This window comes from Nostoc sp. (genome assembly GCF_036917435.1).
Classification (GTDB): domain Bacteria; phylum Cyanobacteriota; class Cyanobacteriia; order Cyanobacteriales; family Nostocaceae; genus Nostoc.
Map to the genome: position 1 here is coordinate 50496 of NZ_JBALDM010000029.1, position 20488 is coordinate 70983.

18 protein-coding genes are annotated in these 20488 nt (G+C 41.5%); 10 read left to right on the plus strand and 8 right to left on the minus strand.

Annotated features, from left to right (window positions below; translation table 11 throughout):
* Window positions 1–343 precede the first annotated feature (343 nt).
* Together V7K98_RS11925 and V7K98_RS11930 are read left to right on the plus strand one after the other, a co-directional pair.
* A complete protein-coding gene (locus V7K98_RS11925) occupies window positions 344–751 on the plus strand; it encodes a hypothetical protein (RefSeq protein ID WP_335022005.1) in 408 nt (135 codons plus the stop codon).
* 4 nt (window positions 752–755) lie between these two features.
* The gene (locus V7K98_RS11930; protein WP_335021941.1) at window positions 756–2021 is read left to right on the plus strand and encodes a glutamate-5-semialdehyde dehydrogenase; all 1266 of its coding nucleotides are present in this window, start codon (window positions 756–758) and stop codon (window positions 2019–2021) included.
* Here the strand turns inward: V7K98_RS11930 and V7K98_RS11935 are convergent.
* Entirely contained in the window at window positions 1987–2148 is a 162-nt protein-coding gene (locus tag V7K98_RS11935; RefSeq protein WP_335021942.1) for a hypothetical protein, read from the minus strand. The two genes, V7K98_RS11930 and V7K98_RS11935, sit on opposite strands and share 35 nt — an antisense overlap.
* A 158-nt stretch (window positions 2149–2306) precedes the next feature.
* Here V7K98_RS11935 and V7K98_RS11940 point away from each other — a divergent pair, with 158 nt between their 5' ends.
* From V7K98_RS11940 to V7K98_RS11955, 4 genes are all read left to right on the plus strand, one after another.
* Window positions 2307–3884 carry an alkaline phosphatase D family protein gene (locus tag V7K98_RS11940; RefSeq protein WP_335021944.1) on the plus strand — a complete coding sequence of 526 codons (1578 nt, stop codon included), beginning with the start codon at window positions 2307–2309 and terminating at the stop codon, window positions 3882–3884.
* A gap of 692 nt (window positions 3885–4576) precedes the next feature.
* Window positions 4577–5428: a universal stress protein gene (locus V7K98_RS11945; protein ID WP_335021946.1), complete on the plus strand. Its 852-nt coding sequence runs from the start codon at window positions 4577–4579 to the stop codon at window positions 5426–5428.
* Window positions 5429–6058: 630 nt separating this feature from the next.
* Window positions 6059–8674, plus strand: a complete 2616-nt coding sequence (leuS, locus tag V7K98_RS11950; protein WP_335021948.1) for a leucine--tRNA ligase — start codon at window positions 6059–6061, stop codon at window positions 8672–8674.
* A 555-nt stretch (window positions 8675–9229) separates the two neighbouring features.
* The gene (locus V7K98_RS11955; protein ID WP_335021950.1) at window positions 9230–10648 is read left to right on the plus strand and encodes a collagen-like protein; all 1419 of its coding nucleotides are present in this window, start codon (window positions 9230–9232) and stop codon (window positions 10646–10648) included.
* Window positions 10649–10835: 187 nt separating this feature from the next.
* Here the strand turns inward: V7K98_RS11955 and V7K98_RS11960 are convergent, their stop codons facing one another.
* Window positions 10836–11396, minus strand: coding sequence for a nitrate transporter (locus V7K98_RS11960; protein WP_334855930.1), 561 nt, complete (start codon window positions 11394–11396; stop codon window positions 10836–10838).
* A 411-nt stretch (window positions 11397–11807) separates the two neighbouring features.
* Window positions 11808–12020 (minus strand): hypothetical protein, encoded by a 213-nt coding sequence (locus V7K98_RS11965; protein ID WP_442940414.1) that lies wholly within the window; start codon window positions 12018–12020, stop codon window positions 11808–11810.
* A gap of 143 nt (window positions 12021–12163) precedes the next feature.
* On the opposite strand from V7K98_RS11965, the gene V7K98_RS11970 reads away from it, so the two are divergent.
* Window positions 12164–13783, plus strand: coding sequence for a cyclic peptide export ABC transporter (locus V7K98_RS11970; protein ID WP_335021952.1), 1620 nt, complete (start codon window positions 12164–12166; stop codon window positions 13781–13783).
* 116 nt (window positions 13784–13899) lie between these two features.
* A complete protein-coding gene (gene modA / locus V7K98_RS11975; protein ID WP_335021954.1) occupies window positions 13900–14694 on the plus strand; it encodes a molybdate ABC transporter substrate-binding protein in 795 nt (264 codons plus the stop codon).
* A 453-nt stretch (window positions 14695–15147) separates the two neighbouring features.
* Here modA and V7K98_RS11980 read toward each other — a convergent pair whose 3' ends face one another.
* The 4 genes from V7K98_RS11980 to V7K98_RS11995 all read right to left on the minus strand — a co-directional run bounded on the left by V7K98_RS11980 (window position 15148) and on the right by V7K98_RS11995 (window position 17504).
* Window positions 15148–15705: a peroxiredoxin gene (locus tag V7K98_RS11980; RefSeq protein ID WP_335021956.1), complete on the minus strand. Its 558-nt coding sequence runs from the start codon at window positions 15703–15705 to the stop codon at window positions 15148–15150.
* Window positions 15706–15762: 57 nt separating this feature from the next.
* A complete protein-coding gene (gene sipA / locus V7K98_RS11985; protein WP_335021958.1) occupies window positions 15763–16005 on the minus strand; it encodes a regulatory protein SipA in 243 nt (80 codons plus the stop codon).
* A 400-nt stretch (window positions 16006–16405) separates the two neighbouring features.
* Entirely contained in the window at window positions 16406–17023 is a 618-nt protein-coding gene (locus V7K98_RS11990; RefSeq protein WP_335021960.1) for a Coq4 family protein, read from the minus strand.
* On the minus strand, window positions 16986–17504 hold the full coding sequence (locus tag V7K98_RS11995; protein ID WP_335021962.1) for a Spy/CpxP family protein refolding chaperone: 519 nt from the start codon (window positions 17502–17504) through the stop codon (window positions 16986–16988). Before V7K98_RS11995 ends, V7K98_RS11990 begins: the two co-directional genes overlap by 38 nt.
* 463 nt (window positions 17505–17967) lie before the next feature.
* On the opposite strand from V7K98_RS11995, the gene V7K98_RS12000 reads away from it, so the two are divergent.
* Window positions 17968–19230: a sensor histidine kinase gene (locus tag V7K98_RS12000; protein WP_442940415.1), complete on the plus strand. Its 1263-nt coding sequence runs from the start codon at window positions 17968–17970 to the stop codon at window positions 19228–19230.
* On the plus strand, window positions 19230–19892 hold the full coding sequence (locus V7K98_RS12005) for a response regulator transcription factor (protein WP_335021964.1): 663 nt from the start codon (window positions 19230–19232) through the stop codon (window positions 19890–19892). Before V7K98_RS12000 ends, V7K98_RS12005 begins: the two co-directional genes overlap by 1 nt.
* Window positions 19893–20051: 159 nt before the next feature.
* On the opposite strand, the gene V7K98_RS12010 is transcribed toward V7K98_RS12005, so the two are convergent.
* Complete coding sequence (locus V7K98_RS12010) at window positions 20052–20477, minus strand: nucleoside deaminase (protein WP_335022009.1); 426 nt, start codon at window positions 20475–20477, stop codon at window positions 20052–20054.
* Window positions 20478–20488: the final 11 nt, after the last annotated feature.

A 20488-nucleotide genomic window follows, 5' to 3' on the forward strand; every position in this document is an offset into this window, starting at 1 on the left:
GAAACTTATGCACGGATAGCTAAATCGTGTTTTGACGTTAAGGGATAACTGCTCCCATGCTCCCACTAAAACGTTAATTAGTGTGTAAATTTTCTGTAGAAGGAAAGTTTAAATAAGATAGTCAGATCCGGGGAAAGACTACAAATAGGAAACTCCGCACTAATATTAAAATTAGGATACTTAGAGTCAGCTGCATCTACTGTTTGCAATCATAGCGATATTTGCGTCGTTAGTCCATGTATACAAAGAGAGCAATATCTAGTAGCAGAAGCTTCTATTGCATTTACCAAAAGATTATATTGTCGTAGTTCGTGTAAAACACGCTCAAGTTACTAGAACGCTTGTGCAATCTCAAAAACCTGAAAAAATAGATTTTAATGCTGAATACCCCTGTCCCTGTCGCCGCCGGGGTCAGTTAGTTCCGATTACGTTGACAGAAGCATTTGGTTGCGATCGCTGTCAGCAAATCTTTGTAGTAGAAGATAATGGTCATGTCCTAGAACAGCTTTCCACCACCTATCCCTACAAACGGGCTTGGCGTTGGATGGGAAATAGTTGGCATGTTGTCCATCCCCGCTTGGGAGAAAGCTATCTGCCTATAGCACTTGGCATTATTTTCGTGCTAGTGATTATATGGCTGCCATTAGCACTGCGATTAGCAAATGGTTCCAGCATTATTGCTTGGGCAATGGTGGCGGTACTATTGGCTATTCTGCCAGCATTAATGGTCTGGCTTACCTACAGACGTTAACTCAATGACTGTTGAAGTTTTAGATGACCACCCCGAACCGATTACTAGCGCCCAACGAGCCTATCAAGCTTCCCTAAAGCTGGGGATCACCAAGGGAGCAGACCGGAGTCGTGCAGTATTGGCGATGGCACAAGCCCTTGAGCGCTCATTTGACGACATTCTAGAAGCCAACACGTTGGATTTAGAAGCCAGTCGAGAAATGGCAGTGCCAGAGTTGATATTGGACTGGCTGAAGCTGACTCCCACAAGGCTAGAGATGACAGTAGAGGTTTTACAACGGTTAGGGGAATTATCAGATCCGTTGCGGCGCGTTAGAACTGCTGATTATCAACTAGGAGATTCCCAGAGTTACACCCAGTTAATGCCCTTGGGAGTGATTGCATTTATTTATGAAGCGTTCCCGGATTTAGGAGCGATCGCAGCAGGTTTTTGCATCAAAACTGGCAATAGTATAATTCTCAAAGGCAGTACTGAAGCTAGCCATTCCAACGCCGTCATCGCTGAGGCATTGCAAAATGCGATCGCAGAAGTTGGACTACCTCCAGGCTGTGTAGAACTGATTGCAGCCGAACATGGTGCTTCAATTCGGGATTTAGTTACCCAAGACCAGTACGTGAATCTAGTTATTCCCTACGGACGTTCTAGCTTGGTACAGCAGGTAGTACGTCAGTCAACTTGCCCAGTTTTAAAGTCAGCGATGGGTAACTGTTACCTCTACTGGTCGCTAAATTCCAGCTTAGAAATGGTGCGCTGGATAATTCTTGATAGCCATCAAAGCGAACCTGATCAAGTCAACGCCATTGAAAAGGTACTCATTCATCGTCAAGCCTTGCCATCATCCTTAGCAGTTCTGTGGAACAGCTTGATGGAAAAAGGCTTTGAAATTAAAGGGGATGCAGAACTAGTAAAAGCCTTTCCCCAGTTGCATCTAGTGAAAGAGCGCGAATGGGGAAACCCTTATTTAACTAAGACAGTGGCTTTTAAACTAGTGGATAGCTTAGAGGGTGCGATCGCGTGGATTAATGAACACAGCAGTGGTCATGCCGACTCCATCGTTACTGAATCTTACCAAGAAAGCCGCCAGTTTGCTTTAGGAGTTAACAGCGCCTCTACCTACATCAACACTTCCCCGCGTTTTTCCCGCAACCCCTCACGGGGAGATTCAGTATTTCTTGGCATGTCTAACCAAAAAGGTCATCGCCGAGGATTTATCAGCCTAGAAACTTTGACCACCGTTAAGCACATTGTTCAGGGAAATGGCAGGTTTTAAATTGAATGGGGCATGGGGCATGGGGCATGGGGCATGGGGCATGGGGCATGGGGAGATGAGGGAGATGAGGGAGCAGGGGGAGAAAGAATAAATAACTAATACCCAATGCCCAATTCCCAATGCCCAATGCCCAATTCCCAATGCCCAATTCCCAATGCCCAATTCCCAGTGCCCAATTCCCAATGCCCAATGCCCAATTCCCAATGTTAAACTTAATAAAATCTTAATTTCTGCTTGATCATAGATTGCTAGGTTCCTAATATTTACATCTGGGTAGAGATGAATATGGAACTTATAGATGGCAAGGGCCTCCTAGCAAATCGGTACAGACGGCGGAGTTTTTTGTTGGGTGCAGGAGGATTCTTAACGGGGTTAACAATCGCTAGCCAATGGCATCCAGTATTAGCTAACTCAAGGTTTTCTGATTATCCGTTCAGTCTTGGTGTTGCCTCTGGCGATCCTTTGCCGGATGGTGTTGTTATTTGGACACGACTGGCTCCAAATCCACTTTCTGGAGGTGGAATGCCATTGGTAAATGTGCCAGTGCGGTGGCAAGTTGCCCTTGATGAAAACATGAGACAGGTTGTACGTCAAGGAACAGTGCTAGCAACGCCAGAGTTAGCACACTCAGTCCACGTTGATGTACGTGGGCTAGATCCTAACCGTTGGTACTGGTATCAATTTCAAACGGGTAGGGAAGCTAGCCCCATTGGGCGGACTCGCACAGCACCAGCATTTTATAGCTATACCCAACAACTAAACTTTGCTTTTGTCTCCTGTCAAGACTGGCAAAATGGCTACTATACGGCTTATCGGCATTTGGCTGATGAAAACCTCGATGTTGTGGTTCATCTAGGCGATTACATCTATGAATACGGGCCACAATCTGGTGGGCCACGCCAGCATAACAGTCCAGAAATCATCACTCTTGCAGATTACCGCGATCGCTACGCTCTGTACAGAACAGACCAGAGTCTCCAAGCTGCTCATGCTGCTTTTCCCTGGATTGTCACTTGGGATGATCATGAAGTTGACAATAACTATGCCAATTTAACCCCCGAAGATAACCAAACCGAAGAGGCTTTTAGGAAACGCCGAGCTAATGCGTACCAGGCTTACTACGAACACATGCCTCTACGTGAATCTTCGCTGCCGAAAGGCCCAGATATGCTGCTTTATCGGCGGTTCACCTTTGGTAATTTAGCTGAGTTCAATGTGCTAGACACAAGGCAGTACCGTACTAATCAACCTTGTAATGATGGGCTTAAGCCTCTCTGCCCAGAAGTTTTTGATATAAATGCTACCATGACCGGCTCAGAACAAGAGCAGTGGCTACGAAAAGGTTTAGACCGGTCGCGATCGCGCTGGAATGTGATTGCTCAACAGGTGATGTTCGGCCAGTACAATTTTAATAGTACTCCAGGCTCCGGCGGGGTGTTCAATATGGATCAGTGGGATGGCTACGTGGCTGCACGGAATCGGCTCTTGAGTTTTCTCAACCAACGTAAACCTTCTAATCCTGTGGTGATTAGCGGAGATATCCATTCTAGTTGGGTACACGATTTGAAGCTTGATTTTAATAACCCCAACTCAACAACGGTAGGCACTGAGTTCGTCGGAACCTCAATTACCTCTGACTTTCCCACATCATTTATTGCTCCAGTTCAAGCTGCTCTACCCAACAATCCCCATACTAAGTTCTTTGATGGTGCTTACCGAGGATACGTCCGTTGCAACCTTACTCCACAACGCTGGCAGACTGACTACCGCGCTGTATCAAGCATCGTTGACTTAAATGCCTCTGTCAAAACCCTAGCTTCGTTTACAGTCCAAAACGGACAACCAGGAGCGCAACTAAGTTAACGTCAGTTCTATCAACCTCTCCCTGACTTCAACTAAATTTCAAGTCTCTCCCTCTCCGACTCGGAGAGGGACGGCTTTACGTAGAAAAACCAGGGAGAGGTCTTTATTAGTATAAAATATTACTTTATAATATTCAACCGGCAAGCGATCGCTTGTTCAAGGTTACAGCCAATCAATTATTCTAAAGAGTTATTTGGGAATTTCTTTGCAATAGTTAACTAACTTATAATTAAAAAAAGTAAACATAGATTAACAATGATAACTAACATCATATTTTATTAAGTTAATCAGACTAAATTGAGAGTATGCTTAATAATTGGAGTCTAGTTAAGAAGTTAAGTAACTAGGTGTAAATAAACTTAAATTTTTGTTGAGATTTTTTTACTTTGCTATTTGTTTAAGTATTAAATGCTAAGAAACAAAGTTTATTTGTGCGAACTTCCTAACCAGTAGCCTGTTAAGTTTAAATTGATGGGCAAGAAAGTTCGTAGTGAGTTAGCGCAGTCTTGGGGGTTTCCTCCATAAGCGACTAACTTTCCCGTTGGGTAAGGACTTCAATCCTGATTTTCTAAGCATTAAAATGCTTACTACAAACTTTTTATTACTAGGTTATCGAGTAAGGCGGTGAAAATCCGACCTAAGCCAAATACTAACAGTGAAAACAAAAGTAAACTTAAAAACAATTACGTAAGATGATAAACAAAATTTTGCTGACTGTATCAGGATTGGGACACGCAGAAGAAATGCTCAAAACCCTGAGAGAAATCCCTTCAATTGAATCTGCAAAAGTTACAATTTTGCATGTTGTTCAGGCACAAAATACTGCTGCTACCATGACAACTAAATGGGAAAATGGTGGTAAAATTCTGGCTAATGCCATTCAAACTTTGAACTTAGATCCTAGTCAGGTTTCTTCAATTTTGCGCGAAGGCGACCCCAAAGATGTAGTTTGCCAAGTAGCTGATGAAATCGATGCTGACTTGATTGTTATGGGTTCACGCGGACTGAAGCGACTGCAATCTATTTTATCAAACTCAGTCAGTCAGTATGTTTTCCAGCTATCTTCTCGCCCCATGTTGCTGGTGAAAGATGACATTTATGTTAAAAGAATTAAGCGCATTATGGTGGCAATAGACAACTCTGATTCTGCAAAAAACTGCTTGAAATTGGCACTATTTTTACTGCGAGATATTCAGGGAGGCCAGTTGATTTTGGCAAATGTTAGTACAGATTTAGGCGGTAAAAAATCGGAAATAAGCGAGGTTAACTCAGATAAAAATCCAGTTTTAGCAGCCGCAGTTGCAGAAGCTCAAAAACAAGGCATAAAATCTCGTTGTTATATCAGCAGTGGCAAACCTGGTGAAGAAATTTGTCGGTTCGCAGAAGAGTTAAATATAGACTTATTATTACTCGGTTCTCCAGATCGTCGTCCATCTATCGCTAAGAGTTTTGTTGATATAGATCGACTCATCGGATCTTCGTTATCTGACTATGTTAGAGTCAATGCCACTTGTCCAGTACTGTTGGCGCGGACGATCGCTTAAACTCAGCCCTGCTTAGTTTAAGCGATCGTCCTAATACTTAACTTCACCTGGTTTTAGCGTGCCATAGACAAAAACCTGCACCAAATCAGAAAATTTTATATTTGATTCAAGCATCTAACGCGTTTATCGAAATGATTCTTGCCATACCTGAAACACTAGCAGTTCAGGCATAATTTCGCTGATGCTTCATTATATAAATCTGTGATTAGTTGACCTACAATATAGGTTAACGTATCGCGTAAGTCCCCATCTTCAAGTTACTCCTAAGATGGGGATTGTGAGCGGGGAATGAGGATTGCATCTGGAATTGATTTTTTACTCGGTAAAAAGAAATTCTAGATGTATGACGAATTCCCAAAATTTTCTGGTAAGATAACCAATGTCTTGGCCATCAATGCCGCAAGCGAAAACCAAGCTAATAGGTATATGTTGCAAGAGAAAGATTTGGGTCTTGGGAACCAGGACTCCTGCCCTTGGAGGGAATGTCAGACCAAAAAAACTACGGAGTTTTTGAGGCTATCCCCGATGAATTGGGAAGCTCAGACTTCAGCCTTGGGCAAGTCTGAGTAGTTCACTCTAATAGGTTGACATAGCAGGTTAACCTAGACAGACCCATTAGGAGAGTTTTTGGTGGATTCCCGATATAACCCCGCAGCGATTGAGGAAAAATGGCAAACAACATGGGTAGAACTTGGCTTAGATAAGACACCTTCAGCTAGCAACAAGCCAAAATTTTATGCTTTATCCATGTTCCCTTATCCATCGGGCAGCCTACACATGGGTCACGTCCGTAATTATACAATTGGTGACGTGATTGCCCGTCTGAAGCGAATGCAAGGGTATCGGGTAATATACCCAATGGGGTGGGATGCCTTTGGCTTACCAGCAGAAAATGCCGCCATTGACCGTGGTGTGCCGCCAGCAAAGTGGACTTATCAGAATATTGCCCAGATGCGCCAGCAGTTGCAGCGTCTTGGTTTATCTATTGATTGGGAATGTGAACTTGCTACCTGTTCACCAGATTATTACAAGTGGACACAATGGATTTTCTTGCAGTTTTTGCAGGCAGGGTTAGCTTACCAAAAAGAAGCAGCTGTAAACTGGGATCCTATTGACCAAACTGTATTGGCAAATGAGCAAGTTGATAATGAAGGACGTTCTTGGCGTAGTGGCGCAATAGTTGAGCGCAAATTGTTGCGGCAGTGGTTTTTTAAGATTACCGACTACGCCGAAGAATTGCTCAATGACTTGGATAAGTTGACAGGTTGGCCAGAACGAGTCAAGTTGATGCAGGCAAACTGGATTGGTAAATCTACAGGTGCTTATTTAGAATTTCCCATCATTGGGTTAGATGAAAAAATCGCTGTGTATACCACGCGCCCAGATACAGTTTATGGTGTCAGCTACTTAGTATTAGCACCAGAACATCCCTTAACAAAGCACGTCACTACAAAAGAACAACTTGCGGCAGTAGAAGTCTTTATTAAAGAGGTTTCTAATCAAACTGAGTTGGAACGTACTTCAGAAGACAAACCTAAGCGGGGTATCCCTACAGGTGGGGTGGCAATTAACCCGTTTACAGGGGAAGAAGTGCCGATTTTGATTGCTGACTATGTACTGTATGAATATGGTACTGGGGCAGTGATGGGTGTACCCGCACACGATGTCCGAGATTTTAAGTTTGCTAAAAATTACGATTTACCAATTAATTTTGTCATCGCTTCCTCAGATGATGTCGCAGGTTTTGACTTAACTCCAGCATCAGAAATTGATGGAGTCACACAATTCATCCAAGTTGATTATAAGCAGGCATACACTGAACCAGGAATTTTAATTAATTCTGGGGCTTTTACTGGCATGGCTTCCGCAGATGCTAAACAAGCAATAATTGAATACGCCGAAAAACAAGGTTTTGGTAAAGTGCGGGTGCAATATCGCTTGCGGGATTGGTTAATTTCACGGCAGCGTTATTGGGGCGCACCGATACCTGTAATTCACTGCCCCAACTGTGGAATAGTGCCAGTACCTGACAAAGATTTGCCAGTCCAGTTGCCAGAAGAGGTGGAATTTACTGGACGTGGTGGTTCACCTTTAACTCAGTTGGAAAGCTGGGTAAATGTGCCTTGTCCAACTTGCGGCACTCCGGCGAAACGAGAAACTGATACGATGGACACTTTTATTGATTCCTCGTGGTATTTCTTGCGCTTCCCTGATGCTAAAAATGAACAACAGGTTTTTGATTCCAGTAAAGTTAATGACTGGATGCCAGTGAATCAGTATGTAGGTGGTATTGAACACGCGATTTTACATTTGTTGTATTCGCGGTTTGTTACTAAGGTTCTGCGCGATAGAGGATTACTGAACTTTGATGAACCCTTCCAACGTCTATTAACTCAAGGGATGGTACAGGGTTTAACTTACCTAAACCCCAATAAGGGCGGTAAAGATAAATGGATTCCTTCTAATCTGGTAAATTCATCTGACCCCCGCGACCCTCAAACGGGTGAACCTTTGCAACGTCTCTACGCCACCATGTCTAAATCAAAGGGTAATGGTGTTGCACCAGAAGATGTAATTTCAAAATACGGTGTAGATACAGCGCGGATGTTCATCTTGTTCAAAGCGCCGCCAGAAAAAGATTTGGAATGGGATGAAGCCGATGTGGAAGGACAATTCCGCTTTTTAAATCGGGTTTGGCGTTTGGTGACGGATTATATTGCTGCTGGGGTATCTCGTAAGAAAGCCCAATCTGATTTAACTAAGGTAGAAAAGGAATTGCGGCGGGCGATTCATACGGCGATTCAAGCGGTGACAGAAGATTTGGAAGACGAATATCAATTCAACACAGCTATTTCTGAATTGATGAAGTTAAGTAATGCTTTAACTGATGCCGACAAAAATTCACCAATTTACGCAGAAGGTATTCGGACTTTGGTGATGTTACTCGCACCCTTTGCACCACACATTGCTGATGAATTGTGGCATTTGTTGGGTGAAAGTGATTCAGTTCACACTCAAACTTGGCCATTGTTTGACCCTGTGGCTTTGGTAGCTGATGAAATTACTTTGGTGATTCAAGTTATGGGCAAAACTCGCGGCGCGATTCAAGTACCGGCGCAAGCAGATAAAGCAGCGTTGGAAAAATACGCCCGTGAATCAGAAATTGCCCAGCGTTACATCGAAGGCAAAGAGATTAAAAAGGTAATTGTTGTGCCTGGAAAGTTGGTAAATTTTGTAGTCAGCTAAAAGTCAATACGGTTCGGTTAAAGTTAAAGCCGTTTATTAAACCACAGAGGCACAGAAGACTCAGAGAGAAGAGAAAAATGCTTAATACAGCGTATTGCGGGTAAATGAAGTACACGGGTAAGGGCACAACATGTTGTGCCCCTACGATGATCTGTACCTCACGCCTGTTGCAATCTGCTGTATTATGTCCGCATAATTGGATTCCCACATTCATTGCACCCCACACGCCTACGGTGTATAGACAAGTCTTTGGTGAAGCGATTTGCGGTAGCCCCTAAGAAACCTCACCCTGGTTTTACTACGTAAAACCTGTCCCTCTCCTTACTAAGGAGATCGTGAGGCTTTTGTTTTGGGTGATTTGATGACTTGTGTGTATACCGTAGCCCCGCTTGCGGGGTGGGGTTTTTGGGAAAGCGATCGCAATTACACTACTTGCCAATTAGTATTGCATCAGTCCTGCCTTTTGTACCTCACTTAAATAGCAAACTGCGGAGCAAATTGTTGAAATTTAGCGTCAGGAATAGATAATTAAATTAAGGTTTTAGTTATACCTAAATGCATAATGGTTTTAGAAGTAAGCTCCCACTACTACTGACATTCTGCTTATTTACAAGCTTTTTGCCTGCTTCTGGTTCAGTGTTATGTCCAGCTTTTGCCTCTGACGAATACTATAAAGTAGCCAGAAATGATGACAGAGATGGACGCACAGGAACCAATGGGCGATCGGGTAGAGATGGTAGTAGTGGTGACAACCAAAATATTTTTGTTAATGGTTCAACCGTTAATCTTGACTTGTCGGGTAAAGATGGTGAAGACGGGGAAGATGGGGAACATAGCGATCGCCCTGATTGTGGTTATCAACGCGATGCCTATGACGGGCAACGCGTCAGCCATAATATAAATGCACCAAATGGTGGCAATGGCGGTAACGGTGGTAAGGGAGGAGATGGGGGAAATGGTGGTTCCCTGACAGTGTATTACAGCAATTTGGCAGACTTACGAAACGTTTCTGTTCGCGCAATTGGCGGGAAAGGTGGACGCGGCGGTAGAGGTGGGAACGGAACGAAAGGTTGTCACTGTCGCAGGCGAAGTTGGGAAGTAAAAACTTGCAAAGGTACTCCCAGTAGCCCTGATTATAAGTGTACTGATAAGACTTATCGATGTAGCGATGGGCGAGATGGTAGCGACGGTAGCGATGGTAGGGATGGTAGCCAAGGACGCTTAGGAACTTTAAGTATTGTCAATAGTAAGGAAGCTTTAGCTGCTGATAATCCAACGGTGCAGCTAGCAATTTTGGAATTGGCAAACAAACCAATAAACCTGTCGAAGAACAAGTGGAATCAACGTATTGGGGCAACTTCTCTACTTGCGCCTGGAACTGCGATCGCAGATGATTATCGAGAGTTTGAACAACGTTTAGAAGAGGCTTTTCAAATAGTTTGGCAAGAAAGACAACCCATCACCAGCTTTGGCAATCAAGCTGTCACACTAAATTTAACTGACAAAAAACAAGTAGAAGTTACTTTTGCCGAGGAATTATGGGTTGATGGTAGCATCAAAAGTGAGGCTAACTTAACAACATTTACTGTTAACCATGCCATTCCCAAAAAAGATGTTACCCGGTTAGCTGTAGCAGATTTCGCCGAATCTGGACAAAACCTTAACTTAAAAATAGTTGATTTGGCAGCAAAATCTGATGCGATTAATACTCAGTTTCGCGTCAAATTTAGCGCCAAGGATAACTTGTATGGTTCTTCTAGCTACAAAACTGAATATGAAGGAGATATTCAGGGCGAACTTGTGACTCGTGACTACAACCGTTTTACTCTAGCTTTAGGGAAACTAAAAATTCCTGATTCAGCTTTACGCCCTGGTGTCAATGTTGATATTGAAGTCATAGCAACTCGTTCTTTGGGAATACGTTCTGCCAAGCAAACTATTAGCTGGCAGGGTACAATCCGCAAGCCCAGTTGAAGAAGAATTCAGAAGTCAGAATGGGCTAAACGCCCCGCTATCGCTAACAGGAGTCAGAATCAATCAGTCGTGTTGACCACCAAATTTAAAATTTGGTGGGGGTCTTAAACCCGTTTATTAATCCGCCACTCGTACAGAATTCATTCTGAATTCTGACTCCTGACTCCTGAATTCTGTTTGATAAAATTTAGGAAGATTTCTTCCCATCTGAAACCATTTGCGAGAGAATATAAGCTGCAAAATCTAGTAACTGATCCAGCAAAAAGCCAATAATACCAATATAAAGGATCACCTGAATTATGTAATCGGTATTACCAGCTTTATAAGCTTCCCAAAGGGTAAATCCAAGTCCTTTTGGCCCTGTTAACATTTCTATAGCAATAACTATAAACCAGGCTACCCAAATACTAACTTTCAAGGCATGAAATATATGGAAGATAGCTACTCGAAAGTTATTATTCTGTCTGCGAAAATGTTGCATCCCGATTGCCGTATTAATAATCATCGTCCAGAGAGTTCCTAGAAAAACTACTGTAGTAGCAGCCGATTCGCTCTCTTGAAACACTATTAATGCAATAGGTAGTAAAGCTATAGGGGGGATGCTATGTGGTATCTGAAATATCAGCCTAAATAGCTGATATACCATGCTATTCATACCTATTAAGTATCCGATAAAACTACCTAACACGGCGGCTGGAATGTAACCCACAAACAACCGTTGCAAGCTAGCTAAAATGTCTAAAAACATATATTCTCTCTGCCTCAGTTCTCATGGAAAACATTTAGAAAATACTGCGGCAATAACACCAACTAGCGAAGATAAAATTATCTTAAATTACACGTTGTATTTGAAGGATACAGGGTTTTTTCTCTCTTCTCCTCGCTGAGGATTAATCAAAAGTTTTAGGTATGATTACGATGTGTTAGTAATAAAACAAAGAAGAAGTTAAACTTGACTTTAGTAAACTTTATCAGAAAAATAATTCACGATTAGTAAATTAAATACAATTTCCAGATTTTACTTGATGATTGTCGTAATACTATAGAACTTACGCAAAATTATGATAAAACGAACCGCAAAGGACGCAAAGGACACAAAGTAATAAGAGTTTCAAAGAGTTCTTGCGTAAGTCCTGTACTAATTACAGTGAGGTACAGATCATCCTAGGGGCACAACATGTTGTGCCCCTACCCGTGTACAAATTATTGTCAGGTAGCCAGTGATTTTTTGCCAGTCAATTAGATGAGGAAGTAACCTCATGGCAGCGCGGCGATCGCCAACAAAGTTATCATCGACAAAATACACTGCCCCTAAATTGCCAGATTGTCGCATTGCATCTAACTCTGCAACTACTTGCTCTGGTGTTTTCATCCGGGGACTGTTGCCATATAATTCGGGAATATCACAAAACTCGCAGTGATAAGTAGCTTGGCGCGATCTTTCAGAAGTTTTTAACTGTTAAGATATAAAATTTCTCCTAGAAGGGCAACTGAATTAGTTTGCAAGCCACTGCCATGAATTTGATTTACTTTGTTTTGCGTTCTTCGTGGGGAATGGTAGCGATCGCGATCGCTACCGGGTTCCTGAGTGGCGGTAGTAGCGCTGGCTTGATTGCCTTAATTAGCCATGCTGCAAGTAGCACTTCTGATTCCCGTCTGACATCGATAATTTGGGGTTTTGCGGGGCTAGCGATAGTTGCACTGATTACCAGTATCATTTCTCAAGTGATGCTGATTCGTCTTTCTCAGAATGCAGTTTTGCAATTACGGATGCGTTTGAGTCGCCAGATTCTCGCTTCTGAGTTGAGTCATCTAGAACGCTTAGGGAATCCGCGATTATTGGCAACTCTCACAGAAGACATTCAGGCGGTTGCTAATGCTGTTTATCAGATGCCTTTCATTTTTATTAATTTAGCCATCGTCCTGGGTTGCATAGCGTACATAACTTGGCTGTCTTGGTTAGTACTGGTGATGGTGTGTGGAATTTCAGTAGTTGCGATCGCTAGTTGTCAGTGGCTACTCAACAGGGGAAATAAATTGCTGTCTTTAGCTCGTGACGATGAAGATCAGCTATTTAAAGATTTTCGCACAATTACCGAAGGAGTCAAAGAACTCAAATTAAATTATCGGCGACGTGAAGACTTTTTAGAAGCAAAACTGCAATCAACTGCTAATGAGTTTCGTCATCACAATGTTCAAGGACTGACCCTTTTTGCCATAACTTCCAGTTGGGGGCAACTCATATTCTTTTTTGCCCTTGGTTTTGTACTGTTCGTGTTGCCGAATCTGCTTACCATCAATTCTGAAACTCTTTCTGGCTACATTTTAACCTTCACTTACTTGGTGTTACCAATGGATAACATCATCAGCAAACTTCCCCTATTAAGCAAAGCCAGTATTGGCTTGCAAAAAATCGAGTCACTGGGTTTATCTCTAGCGAGTCGGACTGAAATATCAACTGTTCCACCTGCTCTGAAATCTGACTGGCACAGCTTAAAATTTAAAGGTGTTACCCACACTTACAACACAGAGCAAGAAGACAATAGTTTTATTTTTGGCCCTATCGATTTAACACTCTATCCTGAAGAATTAGTATTTATTGTTGGTGGAAATGGTAGCGGTAAATCTACATTAGCTAAACTAATTACCGGACTTTACATTCCTGATAATGGTGAAATTTGGTTTGATAATGAGTTAATTAGCGAACAGAATCGAGAATGGTATCGTCAGCATTTTTCTGTGGTATTTTCCGACTTTTATTTATTTGAAGAACTTTTGGGATTAAAAAACGCTGACTTGGATTCTCAAGCCAAAAAATATTTAAAACAACTGCAACTAGACCATAAAGTGAAAGTTGAAAATGGGCAACTTTCCACCACAGCACTTTCTCAAGGACAACGCAAACGACTGGCTTTGCTGACAGCCTACTTGGAAGATCGACCAATTTACCTATTTGATGAGTGGGCAGCCGATCAAGATCCAGTATTCAAAGAAATATTTTACACTCAGCTACTACCCGAACTGCGATCGCGAGGCAAAACAGTACTGGTAATTAGCCATGACGATCGCTATTTCCATTTAGCCAACCGAATTATCAAACTTGACTATGGGCAAATAGAGTCCGACAAAACCTAACCCTGACTTTTAAGGAATTGAAGTAATTACCGATATAGTTGGTTATAAGTTGGTATTTTTGGTACTATTTTACCTAACATCAATTTTATGGAAGAAACTTCTCAAACGCCTTTTCTATGAAAAGAAGACAAATTTTTGGCTTTTTAGGTATAGTATTTGCTGGCTTGTTGCTGGCAATTGGTTTACCGTTAGTTACTCCTTCTCCTGTAATAGCACAGTCAAACGCCACTATCCTGGTGTCCGCAGCCGCCAGCTTAAAAGAGGCGCTGGAAGAAATTAAACCTTTGTACCAACAAAGTAAATCAGATATCAGCATTAATTATAATTTTGGGGCTTCTGGTGCTTTACAGCAACAGATTGAGCAAGGTGCGCCAGCCGATATCTTTATTTCTGCTGGCAAAAAGCAGGTAGATGCTTTAGAACAAAAAGGACTTTTAGTAGCAGGTAGCCGTACTAACTTAGCAAATAACCGTCTAGTATTGATTGTGGCTCAGGATGTTGTTGGCATCACTAGTTTCTACAATTTAACAGATAGTAAAATTAAAAAAATTGCGATCGGTGAACCCAGAAGTGTACCCGCCGGTCAATATGGAGAGCAAGTCTTAAAAAAATTGAAACTTTACGATCGCGTAAAGTCCAAATTAGTCTTTGCTAACAATGTGCGTCAAGTTTTGGCAGCAGTAGAAAGTGGCAACGCCGAAGCGGGTTTAGTTTATGCCACCGATGCCAAAATTTCCAACAAGGTAAAAGTCGTAGTTACTGCTGATGATAAATTTCACTCACCAATTGTCTATCCAATGGCAGTAATTAAAAGCAGTAAAAATATTCCAGCAGCCAAAGAATTTATCCAGTTTTTATCTGATAGTCAAGCCAAGACTGTACTCAAAAAATATGGGTTTATTGTACGTTGAAGAATAAGGTATAGCGGTTCCCATTCAGATGCGGTACAAGATTAATCGAAAAGTATAAGGGCACGGCAGTGCCCATTGGTGTCAACTTAAGCTCAAAGCTTTGTCCCACAGACGTTTTACCCCCCTTAATCCCCCCGATATATTGGGGGGAAATGATATTTCCAGTTCCCTCCCCTTTATAAGGGGAGGGTTAGGGTGGGGTAACGCGGATCGTAATTAGTAGTCAGTAAACTCAACATTCAGTTTTTACAAGGGTTTCACGTTAAGTTGACACCAATGGGCACTGCCGTGCCCCTACGGGCATACCTCACTCAACCGATAACCGCTATAATATGCTTGACTTAAGCATTTCTTTCTTCTCTCTGCGTCCTCCGCGTCTTGGCGGTAATGCCTCCGGCACGCTCCGCGAACGTTGAAAAATTGACTTTGATAACAAACTGCTGTAATTGATATCTAAGAATCTGTAGACTGTAACTTTTCTAATCTTGCCAGCACTTCTGAACTGTGAACAGTTGGATTGACTTTGACAAAAGTCTCGCGCAACACACCTTGAGGATCGATAATAAAACTGTGGCGCATCGATAAGTAGCCGAGCCACGAACCGTAAGCTTTACTCACAGAACCATCAGTGTCAGCTAAAAGCGGGAATTTTAGTCCCTCTGAATCACAAAATTTGGCGTGAGAATCAATATCATCAGCGCTTACGCCAATAATTTGGGTATTTTTGCCAAGGTATTGAGGTAAATCTTGCTGAAAACGACGAGCCTCTATAGTACAACCAGAGGTGAAATCTTTAGGATAAAAGTAGAGGACTAGCCACTTACCGCGCAAGTCAGAGAGGGAAATTTTGCCATCACCTGTATTAGTTGGCAAAGTAAACTCTGGTGCGGGTTGATTAATTGCAGGAAGTTTACCACCAAGAGCATCAGCAACAGGGGTAAAGTTCAGCCAGCTGATGACAGAAATACAGCTGGCAAATAATATATTAAAAAAAGTGCGGCGAGAAATCATGGTGCAAACCAGAATCACAACTTTACACAAGTTTACAATTCTTGGTTGCAGCAAATATCACCCTGACTGAGATTCGGGAGATTTCTCTATGTTTTCGATGTATTGGCTATCTAGCAGAAAGAATCCCCTAGTGAAGCGAATACCCCAATATCCACCGGGACGGCGGTCAATAACTATACCCTCTTCACCAATGTGAATAACATCAGGGGGGCGCAGCATAGGCATAGGATCGGCAGTTTTGACGTAGGGCGGTAGTGCCACAACCCGCACTTTACTACCAATTGCGAATTCTTGAGACATTTTAATCAAGGTAGGAGGTTCAATAACTCATAACTCATAACTATCTTGAAAGTCTACCAAATAGGGCATCTGTCGTAGGGGCAATTCGTGAATTGCCCCTACGACAGATGTGATTTTTCAAACAAATCATATTTGGTCTTTTCTGTCAACGTGTAAGTCCTAAAATTAGCCCTTTCAAGGTGACTTGTAAAATCTCTTTTTTCTCTCTGCGCCCTCCGCGTTCTCTGCGGTTAAAAAATCTTTTATTTAACCGCAGAGGCGCAGAGAACACAGAGTTAAGAGGTTAAAGACGAGTCTATTCAACAAAATTTTTACTCACCTTGAAAGGGCTAGTCCTAAAATAGGGAAAGGGAAAGGGGATGAAGTTTTTCCCCTTTCCGCATCTTCTGCAAGAAGTCTGTTAATTTTTGACTGGGAAAAACAATGCCTGCACATCAGTCAAGGGTAAGTACCACAGTAATTCTGGTTGCCAAGTATCCGGGTCAAGTTGAGAATGACACCCGCGTTGGTATGCTTGCCAGAGTCTATCCCAGCTAAATTGTTGTTGAGAATTTAGGTTTTTATGGATGACTCGCAATAGTCCCAACCCCAGCATCAAATTAGTTATGCTAAATTTGGTTCCTAATAAAAACGCCTGTACTTCTGCTTCACCAATCAAGTCAGTACCATAGCCTGTAAGGACATGAATCCCATCATGGAGTTGTTTACGGCGACTACCAGTAGTAAAAGGTTGTAAATTTTGTTCATTCAGGAAATTTGCCCAAGTTCTGCCAAAAGTGTCAGTAGGGAGTAAACGCAATTTCTCAATTTCCACAATTGGGGGAACATCTCGCCCTTGTGCTACAGCCATGCCATCGATTAAATCTAAAATCTGTTGCAGGCGAGGAGCGGGATTCGGGGAAGCGGTAAAGGGTTGCATCATATATTTAGCGATGAGATGGGCAGTATTGCCCACCCCAAAGTTATTATTTTTTAAAAGATTATTGAGGATTGCCTTGCTGACGGCGTGAAGGAGCATTTTGACGGAATTGCTCTAATTTTTGGCGTTGTTCGGGGGTCAAGACAGCTTGAATCTGTTGTTTCTCAGACTCCTTGATTTCTCGCATTTGGGTTTTTTGTGCTTCAGTCAGATTTAACTCAGCAAAATGACCCTTATGTTGACGTTCGCCAGCTTGCCGTTGACCTTGACCTGTTTGCCCCTGAGCCTTACGTGCTTGCCACTCAGCCCGACGTGCTTGTTTCGTTGCTTCTAATTTTGCTTTTTGTTCTGGAGTCAAAACTGTTTCAAATTTAGTGCGGCTATCGCGGCGAATTGCCTGAATTTGGGTTTTTTGGGCATCTGTTAAATTTAAGTCTTTCCAAGGGCCCCTTTCTTTTTGTGGAGTTTGCGCCAGTAATAAGGGTGAAGGAGAGGCTGTTTGGGCGGTAACAGCAAAGGAGGTTGCAGTTAGAGTTAAAGCAATTGCTCCAGCGACTAGCGATAATACTTTGAGTTTCATTCTTGCTTGTGGGTTTTTCCTGGTTGGTTGTCACCATCATAAGAACTTATCTTTAGTAGTTACATGAGGAGAAAGTCATGGTTCTACCCATGACTTTAGTCATGATTGAATTTTGACAAATTTGATTAACAATAAATAGTTAGGAGTTAGGAGTTAAGAGTTAGGAGTTAGGAGTTAGGAGTTATAAATGATGGAGATTTTTATGATGATTGATTTATAAATCCTTATTTAGCTTATAGCGGTTCTTGGTTGAGTGAGATACACCCCACCCGTAGGAGCGCGACAGTGCCATGCCCTTGCACTTCGCTATTAATGTTGTACTGCATCTGAATGGGAATCGCTATATTGCATAATGTTTTTATAGCCTGCGTTTACTTATCGAAAATTTTAAACTAGGTAAGCAACCGCCAAAAAATTTTAATTACTAACTCCTAACTCATTCACAACTGGAGAAATATGACTGATGAATAGTCTAAAAATTAACAAACATCCTTTTCCATCTCTACTTTATCTAGAGTGGATACTACTAGCTATCACTGCATTGATAGCAGTTATACCACCTCCATTACGGCGATTTCGTCCCAAACCTCCAGAACCATCAATTTGTGGTACATTCCCAGACTTATCAATTTGCAATCTATTGCCAGAACTGTCAATTTATAGTCTGATTGTTTTTGCATTGATGGGCTTAATCTTACCTATTAAGAGCAATAAATCTAAAATCATATACACAGCTATTGAAATTGTGTTAATTTTAACAACTGGACTTTTTGGCGAAAGATTTGCTCGACTTTTCCCCTTTCTTTACATAATTTTAGTTACTCGTAGTTGCCTAATATTTAACTTACCTGGACGTTTATTTCTTACAAGTTTATCTTTTGCATTATTTCTATTGACTACACAATTAAAATATCAATTATTCAGTTTTCAAGCTTCCCTACAGGCACAAGATCGCTTTCGATTTCTTAGCTTAAATTGGTCGCTGGTATTCGGCTTAAGTTTGGTCTTTGTGTTGTTGATGATGAATGCAGTATTATCTGAACGGCACAGTCGAGAAAAGCTAGCGATCGCTAATGAAAAACTCCGTGAATATGCTATGCGAATTGAAAATCAAGCTACCTTAGAAGAACGTAATCGCATCGCTCGTGAAATTCATGATTCATTAGGACATTCTCTCACTGCTTTAAATCTGCAATTAGAAACTGCTTTAAAACTATGGCAATCTAACCCAGGTAAGGCTGAAACATTTCTAGCAACCGCAAAGGAATTAGGTTCTAAAGCGCTAAAAGATGTCCGTCAATCGGTTTCTACTATGCGTTCTAATCCCTTACAAGACCAATCTTTAGATGGTGCGATCGCTAGTCTTTTAGAAAACTTTCATCGCTCCAATGGTATTTTACCAATTTATCAAATCAATCTGGAATATCCTCTACCACCTGAAATTAATACCGCGATTTACCGAATTACTCAAGAATCGTTGACAAATATAACTAAATATGCTACAGCAACAGAGGTTAAACTAGAACTCACTACGACAAGAGGAAATTTACGATTGATAATTCAAGATAATGGTAGAGGTTTTGATTTCAGTCAAAATACTACTGGTTTTGGACTTCATAGTATGCGCGATCGCACTTTAGCACTAGGTGGCGAGTTTAATATTAATAGCGCTCCCGGTTGTGGTTGCAAAATCACAGTTAATATCCCGTTACTAAGGTTGAGATAATGATTAAAGTTTTGTTGGTAGATGATCAAGGTTTAATTCGTCAAGGATTAAGAGCGTTATTAGAATTAGAATCAGATTTAGAGATAGTGGGAGAAGCTGAAAACGGTGAACAGGCGATTAATTTAGTTGCTGAATTTCAGCCGGATGTCGTCTTGCTAGATATTAGAATGCCTATTATGGATGGAGTTGCAGCGACACGAGAAATTCAAAAACGTTTTCCAAAAACTAAAATATTAGTCCTGACAACTTTTGATGATGATGAATATGTATCAGCAGCGTTGCAAAATGGGGCAATGGGTTATTTATTGAAAGATACACCATCAGAAGAATTAGCTGTTGCCATTCGTGCTGTTTATAAGGGATATACTCAATTAGGCCCAGGTATAGTTAGAAAGTTGTTAACTCAATTTTCTAATCCTACACCAACCCAGTCACCTCCTGTACCATCAAGTTTAGCTGAACTTACTCCTAGAGAAAAAGAGGTTTTGCGGTTAATTGCTACAGGTGCTAGTAACCGAGAAATTGCTCAAAAACTCTACATTTCTGAGGGTACGGTCAAAAATCATGTGACGAATATTTTAAATCGGTTAAGTTTGCGCGATCGCACTCAAGCGGCGATTTGGGCAAATACATATTTATCTTATTTGAATGAGCCAAGTTAAATAATTCGTAATATTGACAAAGAAGACGAAATATGAATGATCTCAAAAACCATATCTGTTGTAGGGGCAATTCATAAATTGCCCCTACAACGCGGTTCTATAATCATTAGTGAGAAAATACTGACATTTAGATGTACTAATGTCGAATTAAATTACAGCCTATTTAAATAAATCTAAACATTCATTTTTTAAAATACCTTTGGTGACTTTGATATTCCTAAATGATTTAGCAATTATCTCTTCACAAGATAGATTAATTTGGGATTGATTTATCGATATTAAATCTTGAATTGAAGCACCATATACAATTTCTGATAAACCACTCCAAATACAAGCAGTTGCACACATCGGACAAGGTTCGCCAGTTGTATATATGCTATAACCTTCTAAAGAAAAGTTTTTAAGTTTAGCTGTTAAACTCCGAATAACGTTGATTTCTGCATGGGCTGATGGATCATTGTCTCTTCTAACAGTATTATGTCCTACAGCAACGACTTCGTTATCTTTAACAATCACAGCACCATAAGGCGCATCTCCTGCTTTTGCTTCTGCCAAAGCTAAATGCATAAAATATTCTGGGTTCATATAAGCTGATG